The 12,610-nt window shown below is 71.4% G+C and carries 9 protein-coding genes; 3 read left to right on the top strand and 6 right to left on the bottom strand.

The window, feature by feature from the left end:
- A partial coding sequence (locus tag ABD329_RS46355) for a type I polyketide synthase (RefSeq protein ID WP_425574476.1) occupies positions 1-1,654 on the bottom strand: 1,654 nt, incomplete at its 3' end.
- 431 nt (positions 1,655-2,085) lie between these two features.
- On the opposite strand from ABD329_RS46355, the gene ABD329_RS46350 reads away from it, so the two are divergent.
- A complete protein-coding gene (locus ABD329_RS46350; RefSeq protein ID WP_198276253.1) occupies positions 2,086-2,520 on the top strand; it encodes a thioesterase domain-containing protein in 435 nt (144 codons plus the stop codon).
- A gap of 160 nt (positions 2,521-2,680) precedes the next feature.
- Here ABD329_RS46350 and ABD329_RS46345 read toward each other — a convergent pair whose 3' ends face one another.
- The 3 genes from ABD329_RS46345 to ABD329_RS46335 form a co-directional block, all read right to left on the bottom strand.
- Entirely contained in the window at positions 2,681-3,460 is a 780-nt protein-coding gene (locus ABD329_RS46345; protein ID WP_198276254.1) for a thioesterase II family protein, read from the bottom strand.
- 138 nt (positions 3,461-3,598) lie between these two features.
- Complete coding sequence (locus ABD329_RS46340) at positions 3,599-5,245, bottom strand: AfsR/SARP family transcriptional regulator (protein ID WP_344318081.1); 1,647 nt, start codon at positions 5,243-5,245, stop codon at positions 3,599-3,601.
- A 692-nt stretch (positions 5,246-5,937) separates the two neighbouring features.
- Positions 5,938-6,402 (bottom strand): MarR family winged helix-turn-helix transcriptional regulator, encoded by a 465-nt coding sequence (locus ABD329_RS46335; protein WP_198276256.1) that lies wholly within the window; start codon positions 6,400-6,402, stop codon positions 5,938-5,940.
- A 115-nt stretch (positions 6,403-6,517) separates the two neighbouring features.
- Between ABD329_RS46335 and ABD329_RS46330 the strand changes: the two genes are divergently transcribed.
- Positions 6,518-7,996, top strand: a complete 1,479-nt coding sequence (locus ABD329_RS46330) for an FUSC family protein (protein WP_246618320.1) — start codon at positions 6,518-6,520, stop codon at positions 7,994-7,996.
- 32 nt (positions 7,997-8,028) lie between these two features.
- Here ABD329_RS46330 and ABD329_RS46325 read toward each other — a convergent pair whose 3' ends face one another.
- Both ABD329_RS46325 and ABD329_RS46320 read right to left on the bottom strand, forming a co-directional pair.
- On the bottom strand, positions 8,029-9,300 hold the full coding sequence (locus ABD329_RS46325; RefSeq protein WP_198276258.1) for a cytochrome P450: 1,272 nt from the start codon (positions 9,298-9,300) through the stop codon (positions 8,029-8,031).
- A gap of 118 nt (positions 9,301-9,418) precedes the next feature.
- Positions 9,419-10,918, bottom strand: coding sequence for an aldehyde dehydrogenase (locus ABD329_RS46320; protein ID WP_198276259.1), 1,500 nt, complete (start codon positions 10,916-10,918; stop codon positions 9,419-9,421).
- Between the two features lie 284 nt (positions 10,919-11,202).
- Here ABD329_RS46320 and hemE point away from each other — a divergent pair, with 284 nt between their 5' ends.
- Positions 11,203-12,318: a uroporphyrinogen decarboxylase gene (gene hemE, locus ABD329_RS46315; RefSeq protein ID WP_198276260.1), complete on the top strand. Its 1,116-nt coding sequence runs from the start codon at positions 11,203-11,205 to the stop codon at positions 12,316-12,318.
- The last annotated feature ends 292 nt before the right edge of the window (positions 12,319-12,610 follow it).

The raw sequence follows: 12,610 nt of genomic DNA, 5'->3' as shown, positions 1-12,610 counted from the left end.
CACGCTGAGAACCCTGACCCGAAAACACCACCCCAACCCGACCATCACCACCCGTCCCGGAAACCACACCAGCCACAGCCCCGCCCACAGCCGCAGCACTCAAACCCTCCAGCAACTCCTCACGACCCTGGCCAACGACAGCCAGCCGGTGAGAGAACGCAGTGGTTCGGGTGACAGCCAGCGAGAACGCGAGATCCTTAACCGGGACCTCGGGACGCGCCGTCACGAACTCCGCCAGCCGACCCGCCTGCGCAGCCAACGCCGCACCGGACCGCGCCGACAACACCCACGCCACCGGACCCGAAGACTCCAGCCCCGCCCCGGCCTCAGGTGCCGCCGACCGCTCGGGGGCGGGCGCCTCGCCGACCACCACGTGGCAGTTCGTACCGCCCATCCCGAAGGAACTGACCCCGGCGATGAGCGGCCGATCGGCCTGCGGCCAGGGCGTGGTGCGGGTCTGGACCCGCAGGTTCAGCTCGTCGAGCGGGATCTGCGGGTTCGGCTCGCGGAAGTTCAGGCTGGGCGGGAGCTCGCGCCGACGGATGGCCAACGCGACCTTGAGGAAGCCGGCGATGCCCGCCGCGGACTCAAGGTGGCCGATGTTCGTCTTGACCGAGCCGACGGCCAGCGGGCCGTGCTCGCGGCGGTCCCGGCCGAGCGTGGCCCCGAGCGCCGCCGCCTCGACCGGGTCGCCGACCCGGGTCCCGGTGCCGTGCAGCTCGACGTACTGCACGTCCGCCGGCCGCAGGTCAGCGAGCTGGTGGGCGCGCCTGATGACGGCTTCCTGCGCGGCGCTGCTCGGGACCGTCAGGCCGTCGCTGGCGCCGTCGCTGTTGACGGCGCTGCCGCGGATCACGCAGTACACGGGGTCGCCGGCGGCCAGCGCGCTCGCCAGTGGCTTCAGGACGAGTACGCCGCCGCCCTCGCCGCGGGCGTAGCCGTTGGCGCGCTCGTCGAACGTGAAGCAGCGCCCGTCCGGCGAGAGGCCGCCGAACTTCGCCTCCTCGGCGGCCGTCTCCTGGCTGATGCTGAGCTTGACGCCGCCGACCAGCGCGCTGGTGCACTCGCCGCGGCGCAGGCTCTCGCACGCCAGGTGGACGGCGACCAGCGAGGAGGACTGGGCCGTGTCCACCGTCATGCTCGGGCCGTTCAGTCCGAGCGCGTAGGACACCCGGTTGGCGATCATTCCGCGCTGTAGACCGGTGTTGCTGTGCGCCGTCACGGCGTCCGTGCCGCGGCCGCGCAGCAGTGCTGCGTAGTCGTCGCGGTTCGCTCCGATGAAGACGCCGATACGGTCGCCGCGGACGTCGCCGGGCACGATTCCGGCGTCCTCGAGCGCCTCCCAGCTCAGTTCGAGCACCAGCCGCTGCTGGGGGTCCATCGCGACGGCTTCCCGGGGCGAGATGCCGAAGAATTCGGCGTCGAACCGGTCGACGCTCTCCAGGTAGCCGCCGAATGCGGTGCCGGGCAGGGCTTCGCCCGCGCGCGGGCGACCGATCTCCTCCCGGTCCGCCGGCACTCGCGTGATCGCGTCGCCGCCACTGCGGAGGAGCTGCCAGAAGGCATCGAGGTCCGGCGCCTTGGGCAGACGGCATGACATGCCGATGACCGCGATCATGTCATCCTGCGCAGGAAGTTGTTCAGCGCCCGGCATGTCCATCCGTCCCCTGCGAAGAAGGAAATTAGCGTTCTCAGAGAGCTGTGAGCCTGTTACTGCCGGCACCGTCCGCCGCTGCGGCGCCTCTGTGCCGTGCCGGGTGCCGATCCTCGGGTAGCCGCTGACGGTGCGTCAGGTCGGTCTGCCGGGAGTCGCTGGAAGCCGTTCCGCCCCGCGCCGGGTGATCCGGCGGCACGCACACTCCGAGCACCGCGGGCCGGTCGCTCCCGACCGAGCCGCGGCGACTCACCCCCGAAGACACGCAGCAGGCTCACCGGCCGATCTTCCAGTCCTTCATGGGAAGAAGCTCATCACGTGGACGGACGGCCCGAAAATGACGCCGTTCCACCAGACGCCCATCGGGAGGCAACCAGGTCATCCCGGCAGGGCGCCGAATCGGACAGACAGCGACGCCCAGGTGAGCGGGCATGCGGATCCGGGCGGTCATCGCGGGGGAAGCGTGGAGTTCCCGGTGGATGGAATCCCGCCATCGGGCGGTTCGCGCGCCGTCCCGAGGCCATCTACCGGTCCGTCGGCGTTCAGGCCGCCGTGCCGCGTCTGGCGCGGCCCGCGAGCCCGGTGCGCGCGCTGCCGCCGGTGGACGGCGGACCGCCCTGCCGTCCTTGCGTGCTGACTACCAGGCAGCCGAGACCTACCGGTGCGCTCCGGACGCGGTCGTCGGGTGCCCGGTCACGGTCCTGACCGGCGACACCGACCCGGAGACGACGCTGCCCGAGGCCCGTGCGTGGGAGCAGCACACCACCGGCACCTGCACGGTCCGCACCTTCCCGGGCGGGCACTTCTTCATCACGGCGCACGTGGGCGCGATCGACTCCCCTCTCAGGGAGCGCTTTTCGCAGTAGGCCGACGCCGAGCGCGGGACGGCGGTCCGGCTTCGACGGCCAACGCCTCTACCGCCTCCGCGATGCAGCGGTAGGCGGTAGGCGGTAGGTGGTAGGCGTGTTGGTGGCGATGGCGGTGGCGGTGGCGGTAGGGCGCGGCCCCGGTGCGGAGCCCGGCTGCTCAGCGGAGCAGGCCGGTTCCCGTCCCGGTGGCGAGGCGGTCGGACACCACCGACACGACCCCGGCGGTCTCCTTGACCAGGTAGAAGTGCCCGCCGGGGAAGACCCGGAAGTCGAAGTCGCCTTCGGACGCCTGCTCCTCCCAGTCCCTGACCTCCTCGACGCTGGCCTCCCGGTCCCGGTCCCCGACCAGCGCGGTCACGGGGCAGCGCAGCGGCTCGCCGGCGACGTAGCGGTACCGCCCCACGGCCGTGTAGTCACCGCGGAGCGTCGGCAGCACCATCTCCCGCACTTCCGGGTTCTCCATCGCCCGGGCTTGCGGGCCGCGCCGCGAGCGGATCTCCGCGATGATCCCTTCGTCGTCGAGCAGGTGGTGCGTCTCCTCGCGCAGGCGGGTCGGGGCGCGCCGGCCGGAGACGAACAGGTGCGCGGGCTGGCCCGGGTGGTCCCGCTGGAGGCGCCGGGCGACCTCGAAGGCGAGCACGGCGCCCATGCTGTGGCCGAACAGCGACAGTGGACGGTCCAGCGACCCGGTCAGTGCGCGGGCGATGTGGTCCGCCAAGGTGGGGATGTCCTCGATGCAGGGCTCAGCCCGCCGGTCCTGGCGTCCGGGGTACTGCACCGCGAGGACGTCGACGGCCGGAGCCAGCGCTCGCGCCATCGGCAGGAAGAACGGGGCGGAGGCGCCCGCGTGCGGGAAGCAGACCAGGCGGTTCTCCGCATGGTCTGCTGGCGCGAAACGCCTGAGCCACAGGTTCTCGTCACCATCGTCGATTCCCATCCGGCCCCTCCTGGCAGTCCTTGTGTTCTCGGCGTTCCTGGTGCTTCTGGCGTTCCTGGTGCTTCTGGCGTTCCTGGTGCTTCTGGTGTTCTTGGTGCTTCTGGCGTTCCTGGTCGGTCTGCGGGCCTGAAGCGGGGTTCACGCGCCCTCCGACAGCGCCGCCCAGCCGTGCGCGGCGTCCGAGGGCAGCAGGACGCTCACGGTGACCTCGACCACCGCGTTCTCCGGTATGCCGTCGCCGCGGCGACTGATTCCCTCGATCAGCGGCGAGGCGTGCACCCCGCTGATGCCGGCGAGCAGCCCGCTCAGCTTCTTGATCTTGTCCGGGCCTCCGATGACCATCTTCACCCGGTCCGGCCGTTGCGGTTGCGGAAGGAGTTCGACCGCCTCCCACGCGCCGTCGCCGACCTGCTCGTACCGGACGCAGCACTCGGTGGCGCGCTTGGTCTCCTCCCCGACCCAGACCTGTCCCGCCGGGGCGGCGCTGGCCAGTTGGAGGCAGCGGCCGACGACCGCGCTGTCGAGGGCGCGCAGTGTGCCGTTGTCGGGGCGGTAGCTGTGGGTCGCGTCGGTGGACACGACCGCGACCTTGACAACCACCGGCGGGATCCCGTCGTCGGCAGCGGCTCGGACGGGCCGGGCCCGTCCGAGCGCGGCACGGATCGCCAGGGCTGCCTCGACGGCACGATCGGGGGGGTGCTCGACGTCGTCGAACAGGATCCAGCTCACGGACGCGATCCTGCTGATGACCACGCCACCGTACCGGCTGACCTCGCGGTCCACCGTCGCGGCCACCGTGTCGAACGCGGAGACCATTTCGGCGACGTCCGCCCCGGGCCTGACCTCGCCGACGACGGCCAGCACGGTGGCCAACTGCCTCTGGGGCAGCGGCGCGTCGCAGCCATCCGTCGGGACGAGCTCCGTGCGGCGGGGGTCGGCGGGAAGTTCCTCGCGCGGCGCGGCGGCCGGTACCGGCTGGTCGGCCGGGACGGCGGTCGGCCAGGGGCCGCCCACGATGCCGTTGTCGCCGAGCGCGGGCATCTCACCGCCGTGCCAGTCCAGCCTCACGTCCTGATTGAGGATCAGGTGTTCGAGCTCCTGGAGCTCCCGGCTGGGTTCCAGTCCGTGGGCCTCGATCAGCGACACGCGGGCGCGGCGGTAGACCTCGAGCGCGTCCGACTGCCGTCCGCACCGGTACATCGCGAGCATCAGTTGTGCCACCAGGCGTTCGTGGGACAGCTCCCGTGCCGCGAAAAGTTCGAGTTCCGCGATCACCTCGCGGTGCCGCCCGCAGGCAAGTTCGGCATCGAACAGTTCCTCGACGGCGACGACGTACTCGTTCTGGACCGCGGCGGCCTCGGGCCAAGCGGTGCACGTCTCGGCCAGGTCGGCGAGGACCGGGCCACGCCAGACGTCGAGTGCGTCGCGGAGCACTCGGCGCGCGGATTCCCAGTCGGCGTCGGCGGCGTACGCACGGCCCCGTTCGGTGCGCTGCGTGAACAGGCTCAGGTCGATGCTGCTGGGTTCGACGCGCAGCAGGTACCCGGGCGCGTGGGTGAGCAGTAGGGGCGGGTCGGGGCTTCCGTCGTCGTAGGCCAGCATTCCGCGCAGCGCAGAAGCCGCATTCTGTAGCATCTTCCGTGCGGTTGGCGGAATGCGGCCGTCCCAGAGGGAATCGAGCAGTTTGCTCGACGGGACGATCCGATTCGCCCTCAAGAGCAGCATGCCCAGCATCGCGCGCTGCTTGACCCCACCGAGCAGCACGACCCTGTCCTGGGAAACCACTTCCAGTGGACCTAAGATATTGAACTGCAATTTAGCCTCCCGCCATGCGCGACGCCGTTCGCTCTCAAGTGCACAGGTCTGCAAAGCGCTCAGGAGTCAATGACCTCCAGGAATTCATGGGCTATCGGGGCTTGTGCCGACACCGTTGGCGGCACCAATGAACGCATCTGGCACTGCGTCAGAGAACGATGGTGGCCTCAGAAGGGATCGCGGTGGAGTAGCACATTCCACCAGCGGCTCAAGGTGCGTAACCTTTTCGTGGAAGCGCGGCGCTCACCTGCCCGACCGGCTCCCGTCCGGGGACGTCGCGGCCGTGCCGGACACCCGAATGGGCCGTGACCTGCGCGGAGAGCACCTATCCCGTCATCATCCCCACCGTCCCCCGATCGCCGCCCACTGAGATCACACGAGTGCGACTTGAAGAAATTGCGGATATGTGTCCACGCAGATCTCGTTGCGCTCCCCGCGACACCTTTCCTTAACTCTCCCTCCACACCCGCCGCAAAACCTCGACTCCCCCCGGATAACGATTGAAACATGATTCACGCCAGAGCGTGTTCGTAATATCGCCTGGAGTATCTGATTTGTCCGCATTTTCCCTGCATCCGATATTCGTAAAGCTTTGGTGTGGTGACTCAAAAAAGCAGCTGACTTAGCGTCCAAATCACGCCACGCGCCTCGGGCCGGGCCCGTCAGGGGGTGTGCGTCCCCGTCTGCCCGTCCGGGCCGGTCGTGGCGGGGGCGTCGGCCAACTGGTTGAGCAGTTGGGCGGCCAGGGCCAGCAGCTGCTGTTCGACCGGACTGAGCGCGCCGAGGGCGCTGCCGAGCCATGCGGCGCGCTGCGCGAGATCGTCGGACAGGGCCCGGGCGCCGGCGTCGGCGATCGAGAGGATCGAGGCGCGCCGGTCGGTCTCCGAGCGCTGCCTGGTGATCAGGCCGTCGGCCTCCAGCTCGGCGAACGTCCGGGTCAGAGCCTGGAGTTGCTGGTGCTCGGCGAGGGCCACGGCACTGGGGGTGCAGGGCCCGTTCCGCCGCAGGTGGCCCAGCACGATGATCTTGTTCGCGGTCAGGGCACCGGCCGGGCGCTCGTGGCGCAGCCGGGAGCCCAGGCGGAGCAGGCCTTGGAGCAGGGCCTGGGCGCAGTCATCGGTGTCCATCCTTCAATACTAAGCAGTATGTAGTATTAGCGAAAGCGGTGCCCCGGTAATCTGCACAGAATCGGCCATGCAGAGGGTGGGAATGCTAACCAAAGTCTATTATTCGGCGGTGGCTATGGTCGCCGTGCTGGGCTCCTTCTTCACGGCGGTGGAGATCGCGCGCCTCGCCGCGGGGTACCCGGGGGCGGTGCTCGGGGTGCCGGCCGTCATCTTCGCGTTCACGGTGTCGCGCCGCCCCGGCGGTGAGCCGGTCCCGCAGAAGGTCATGGCGGCCCTCGCGCTCTCGGTCCTCGCGGGGGCGAGCGTCTGGCTCGGCGCGCAGATGGCCGTTCACCCCGTGATCGGCGGGGCGGTGTTCGTGGCGCTGATGGCGGGTTCGATCTGGACCAGGCGGTTCGGAGCGGCGGCCACCCGGCTGGGGGCACTGGTTCCGCTGGCGCTGATCGCCGCCCTGCTGCCCGCCGGATCCGCTACGGGGCACCTGGCGTGGTGGCCGATCTGCGGCTGGATGGCGCTGGTGGGGTTCAGTGCCTTCGTGTGGGTCCGCGTGGTTCGCCTGGTCGCCGAGAAGCTGACCGGCCTTCCGGGTTCGCCGCTGGCGCAGGCCCCCGCCAAGCGGTCGGCGCGGCGCGCCGGACTGTCGCCCCGCAGCCGGATGGCGCTCCAGATGGCGGTGGCGCTGACCGCCGCGTTCTCGCTCGGGCACCTGATATTCGGCGAGCACTGGCAGTGGTGCGTGATCAGTGCCATGGTCGTCAGCCTGGGCCCGGTCGGCCGCGGGGACCTCGCCCTCAAGGGCGTCGAGCGTGGTCTGGGCGCGATGGCGGGCACGCTCGTCGCGGCGCTGATCGCCGCGGTGGCCGACCCCCACGGCACGACCAGCATCGTGCTGATCTTCGTGGTGCTGGCCGTGGCCACGACCCTGCGCACCTACAACTACGCCTTCTACGCCGCGGGCATCACGACGGCGCTGTCCATGTTCTACGGGTACTTCGGCCAGTCCCCCGAGCACTTGCTGCTCATCCGCCTCCAGGCGCTGGTCCTGGGGGCGGTGCTGGCGGTGGTCGTGGGCTGGTTCCTGGTGCCGGTGCGCACCGGCGACGCGGTGCGCGTCCGGCTGGGCGCGACCCTCGCCGCACTCGCCTCGCTGCTCGATGCCCGCCGCGACGGGGCCTCCACCGCCAGGGCGCTCGCCGCGTTCGACGCCGCGGCCACCAACTTGAACGCGAGCGCCCGTTCACACCGGCTGTACCGCATGGCCACTCGGAGGCTGGGCGCGGGGCACAGGATCACGCCGGCCGATGCCGGCGAGGCGCTGCTCGCGGCTTTCGGCCCGGTGCACGCCCTGGCCGCGAGCGAGCCCGGCCCGCGCGAAGGCGCCACCGCCGAGACCGTCAGGCTGCTGCGCCGTGCCGTGTCGGCCCCGACGGACCCCCTGCCCGAGCTGCCGGAACCCGCTGCGACGGCGCCGCTGGCCGACCTCGATGCCGCGCTCCGACGGTTCGCCGCCGCGATCCCGGCCCTCGCCAAGGGCCGGTCATCCGAGGTGGCCGGCAGCGGCGAGGCCCTCCAGCCGCCGGTTTCCGCCGCCTGACCGTCACTGGCCCACCTCTGGCTGACCCACCGTCAGTTCGACGTGGTCAGGCGGAGGCGCTCAAGACCGCGCAGGACGGTGTGGGGCTTCCACACGGGCGGCTCGGTCATCCGGGCCTCGGCGAGGACCGGCAGCAGGTGGCGCAGGGCGATGGCGGCCTCGGCGCGTCCCAGCGGGGCGCCCAGGCAGAAGTGGATCCCGTGGCCGAACGACAGGTGCCGGCGGGCGGGACGGAGGAAGTCGAAGTCCTCCGGGTCGTCGCCGAGCGCCTCGTCGCGGTTGGCCGCGCCGACGAGCATGAGGGCGCGCGCGCCGGCCGGGACCGTGGTGTCGCCGACCGTGGTGTCCTCCAGCGCGGAACGGACCAGGAGCTGGATGGGCGGGTAGTAGCGCAGGGCCTCTTCGACACACCGCTCGACCAGGTCCGGGTCGGCCCGCAGGGCGGCGAGCTGGGCGGGGTGGTTGAGCAGGGCGAGGACGGACCCGCCGATGAGGCTGCGGGTGGTCTCGTGGCCGGCGATGAGCAGCAGCCGGCAGGTGATGATGATCTCGTGCTCGGTCAGCGTGCCGTCCTCGTCGTGGACGTGGACGAGGGCGGAGACGAGGTCGTCGCCCGGCTCGCCGCGCCGCTTGGGAATCAGCGCCCCGAGGTACTCGTGGAAGCTGTCCCGGGCCGCGCGCATCGCCACGCGGTCCTCAGGCGTGATGAGGAAGCCGGGGTCGATGCTCCGGGACAGCTGCTCGGACCAGGTCACCACCATCGGCCGGTCGGCCTCCGGGATGCCGAGCAGCTCGCTGATCACCCGGACCGGCAGCGGGAGCGCGAGATCGCCGATGACGTCGAAGTCCGGGCCGAGCTCGCCCACCAGCTCGCCGGTGATCGCCTCGATGCGCGGCATCAGGGCCCGGACGCTCGCCGGGGTGAGGGCGCGGGACACCAGGCGGCGCAGCCGCGTGTGGTCGGGCGGGTTCAGCCGGAGCATGTTGCTGGCGTTGTCCTGGGCGGTGACCACGGCCATGTCGGCGTCGGCGGCACTGGCGGTGTCCGGGGCAGCGGGTGCGGGTCGGTCGGCGCCCCGCCACAGGCTGCGCAACGGGCTGGCCTCGCGCGGCGCGTGGCCGAAGGCCGAGCTGCCGAGGACCGCCGCGCAGTCCTCGTAGCGGCTGAAGACGAACAGCTTCTCGTGCGGGCGGACGACCGACTGCCGCGCACGCCACTTCGCGTATTCCGGGTACGGGTCACCGAGGCCGAAGAGAACGGCGAGGGCCTGGAGCTCCTCCGGGCGGACCTCAAGGTCAGTCATCAGTGTGTTCCCGTCGGCTGTGCGGGCTCACGGGTGAGCCGGGTGGTCAGTGTGGTGTCGAGCAACGTGGCGGGCAGGGGCCGGCCGACGAGCGGACGCGGCGTCAGGGCAGCTGCCGTCAGAGGACGGCGTCCTCGTACCCGGTCGGCCGGCCTTCGAGGATCACGGTCTTGGTCTCCAGGTAGGGCAGCAGTCCCTCGCGCCCGCCTTCGCGGCCGATGCCGGACTGCTTGTACCCGCCGAACGCGATGCCGAGGTCGCTGCGCAGCGCGTTGTGGCCGACGGTGCCGGAGCGCAGCTGCCTGGCGACCTCGCGGGCCCGGTTGACGTCGTTGGTGAACACCGCCGCGTTGAGGCCGTAGATGGTGTCGTTGGCGATCCGGATCGCGTCCTGCTCGTCGGCCGCGGGGATGACCGACAGCACGGGGCCGAAGATCTCCTCTTGGGCGATGACCGAGCGGTTGTCGACGTTGCCGAACACGGTGGGCTCGACGTACCAGCCGCGGGTCAGGCCCTTCGTGCGACCGCCCCCGGTGGCCAGTGTGGCCCCTTCCGCGACGCCCTTGGCGATGTACCCCTCGACCCGGTCCCGCTGCCGGCTGGCCGCCAGCGGCCCCATCTGCGAGCGCGGGTCGAACGGGTCCCCGACGCGCACCCGGGAGAACACGCCGACGAGGGCCTCGACCAGTTCGTCGTGGCGCGAGCGGCTGACCACGATCCGGGTCAGCGACGAGCAGACCTGCCCGGTGAGGAAGCACTCGGCCTGGGCGAGGCTGCGCGCAGCCGTCCCGAGGTCCATGTCGTCGAGGATCACGGCGGCGGACTTGCCGCCGAGCTCCAGCGTGCAGCGGGCCACCCGCTCGCCGCAGATCGAGGCGATGCGCCGGCCCGCGGCCGTCGACCCGGTGAACGTGATCTTGTCCACTCGCGGGTCGCGCACCAGCAGTTCGGACACCTCGCGGTCGGCGGTGACGACGTTGAGCACGCCGGGCGGCAGCCCGGCCGCCGCGGCGGCCTCGGCGATCAGGTAGCCCTCCCCCGGCGCCTCGGGCGCCGACTTCAGGACCACCGTGCACCCGGCGAGCAGCGCGGGGCCGACCTTGTTGGCGATCATCCCCATCGGGGCGTTCCACGGGATGATCGCACCGACCACACCGGCCGGCTCCCGGACGATCATGCCGAACTGTCCGCCGGCCGTCGGCTTGACCGGCTCCTCGAACGGGAAGGTGCGGGCCAGCGCGGCGTACCGCTTGAAGGCGGCCTCCGCGCCGGTGCCGGCGGTGGCGGCGAAGGTGTGCAGGACACCGGACTCGCGCGGCCAGATCTCGGCGATGTCCTCACCGCGGAGCCTGAGTTCCGCACCGATCGCCCGCAGGTACCCGGCCCGCTCGGCCGGCGTCAGGCGCGGCCAGGGACCTTCGTCGAAGGCCTCCCGCGCCGCCGCGACGGCCCTGGACACGTCGGGGGCCTGCGCCTGCGCGACCCTGAAGTAGACCTCCTCGGTCCCGGAGTCGATCACGTCAATCATGGCGCTGGACGACGGCGCCACCCACTGCCCGCCGATGAAGAAACGGCCCGTCCGACCGATCGGCGCCTCCGCGCGTCCCGCCAGGCTCATCCGGTCATCCTCCCGATCGCCGTCTCGACGGTGATCACGTTCGCGTGCGCCCGACGGAGGCGTAAATGGCGCTCCGCCTACGATCCGCCACTGCGGGGTAACTGGGACTTCCATCCCGGGGCACGGCCCGTCCGGGATCGCCACCGGCCCCTTGACTGACCGTCAACTGTCCGCCGGGACGGCCGACCGGGCTCTGCTACGCTGCCAACGGCCCCCTTCCGAGGGACCCGAGCTCTCTATGTGAGTCCCGTCGATACCGGGGCGACTCAACAGGATGGAACAGCGTGGACGTCGGCATCCGGGAAGCAGTCGGTCCGAAGCCGGGGTCCGGCAATGTCCAGCCCAAGAAGCTGCTCCTGCGCGCACTCGCGGGAGAGCGGACCGAGCGGCCGCCGGTCTGGCTGATGCGGCAGGCCGGACGGTACCTGCCCGAGTACCACAAGGTCCGCGAGGCGGCCGGGGGCATGGTGGGGCTCTGCACCACGCCCGAGCACGCCGTCGAGGTCACCCTGCAACCGCTGCGCCGCTTCCCCCTCGACGCCGCCATCGTGTTCGCGGACCTTCCGCAGGTCGCCGCCGCACTGGGCCAGACCCTGGACTACCGGGTCGGCGAGGGGCCGGTGTTGACGCCGCCCGTGCGCTCGACGGCGGACATCGCCGAGTTCCTGAGCATCTCCCGCCTCCACGAGGAACTGGCCCCGATCTACGAGACGGTCAGTCAGCTGACCCGCGCCCTGCCCGCCGAGACGGCCCTGATCGGTTATGCCGGCGCACCGTGGACCATCGCCACCTACATGGTCGAAGGCCGCGGCGGCGCCGCCTCGGAGCACTCCGTCGTCAAGCAGTGGGCGCTGAGCGACCCCGACGGGTTCCAGCCCCTGATGGACCTGCTGACGACCGCCATCATCCAGTTCCTCGGCCGTCAGATCGAGGCGGGCGCCGAAGCGGTCCAGCTGTTCGACAGCTGGGCCGGGGTGCTTCCGGACGTCCTCTTCGACCGCTGGTGCGTCAAGCCGATCGCCGCCATCATCAGCGCGCTCAAGGCGCAGTACCCGGACGTTCCCGTCATCGCGTTCCCCCGGGGCGCCGGGCTCTCCTACAACGGCTTCGCCGAGGCGACCGCCGCGGACTGCATCGGACTGGACTCCACGGTCCCCCTCGACTGGGCCGCGCGCAACCTCCAGCGCGGGCTGGGCCGTTGTGTGCAGGGCAACCTCGACCCCCAACTGCTGATCGCCGGCGGTCCCGCGCTCCACACCGAGACGGAGCGCATCCTGCGCGGCCTGAGCGGGGGGCCGTTCGTGTTCAACCTGGGACACGGCATCGTCAAGACCACGCCCATCGAGCACGTCACCGCCGTCGTCGAGCAGGTGCGCGCCTGGCGCACGCCCACGGCGTAGGCCCGGTTCGCCCCGAGGGGCGGCTTCGGTCAGGAAGGCGGACCGTGGCCGGTCCACCGGTGCAGTGGAAAGGGTTCTGGGGACCCGGCGCGCGCCGGGTCCCCGGGGCCCTTCGACGTACCGCGGTCCGCCCCCCGCGTCAGCTGATGAGGAGCGGAAGGCACAGCGGCCCGCGGGCCAGGCGCCCGCCCCAGACCACCGTGGACGGGTCCTGGAGGCTGAACTCCGGGATCCGCTCCAGCCAGACCTCGAGCGCGACGCGCAGTTCCATCCGGGCCAGGTGCGAACCGAG

This window comes from Streptomyces javensis, from assembly GCF_039525925.1.
Lineage (GTDB): Bacteria > Actinomycetota > Actinomycetes > Streptomycetales > Streptomycetaceae > Streptomyces > Streptomyces asiaticus.
Note: the sequence above shows the minus strand (reverse complement) of the source record. Positions and strands in the feature narration are given on the sequence as shown.

What these genes read in the sequence shown, in the direction of transcription:
- ABD329_RS46350 (WP_198276253.1), top strand. Translation starts at nt 2,086, where the DNA reads ATGCGGATCCGGGCGGTCATCGCGGGGGAAGCGTGGAGTTCCCGGTGG.
- ABD329_RS46345 (WP_198276254.1), bottom strand. Translation starts at nt 3,460, where the DNA reads ATGGGAATCGACGATGGTGACGAGAACCTGTGGCTCAGGCGTTTCGCG.
- ABD329_RS46335 (WP_198276256.1), bottom strand. Translation starts at nt 6,402, where the DNA reads ATGGACACCGATGACTGCGCCCAGGCCCTGCTCCAAGGCCTGCTCCGC.
- ABD329_RS46330 (WP_246618320.1), top strand. Translation starts at nt 6,518, where the DNA reads ATGGTCGCCGTGCTGGGCTCCTTCTTCACGGCGGTGGAGATCGCGCGC.
- ABD329_RS46325 (WP_198276258.1), bottom strand. Translation starts at nt 9,300, where the DNA reads ATGACTGACCTTGAGGTCCGCCCGGAGGAGCTCCAGGCCCTCGCCGTT.
- ABD329_RS46320 (WP_198276259.1), bottom strand. Translation starts at nt 10,918, where the DNA reads ATGAGCCTGGCGGGACGCGCGGAGGCGCCGATCGGTCGGACGGGCCGT.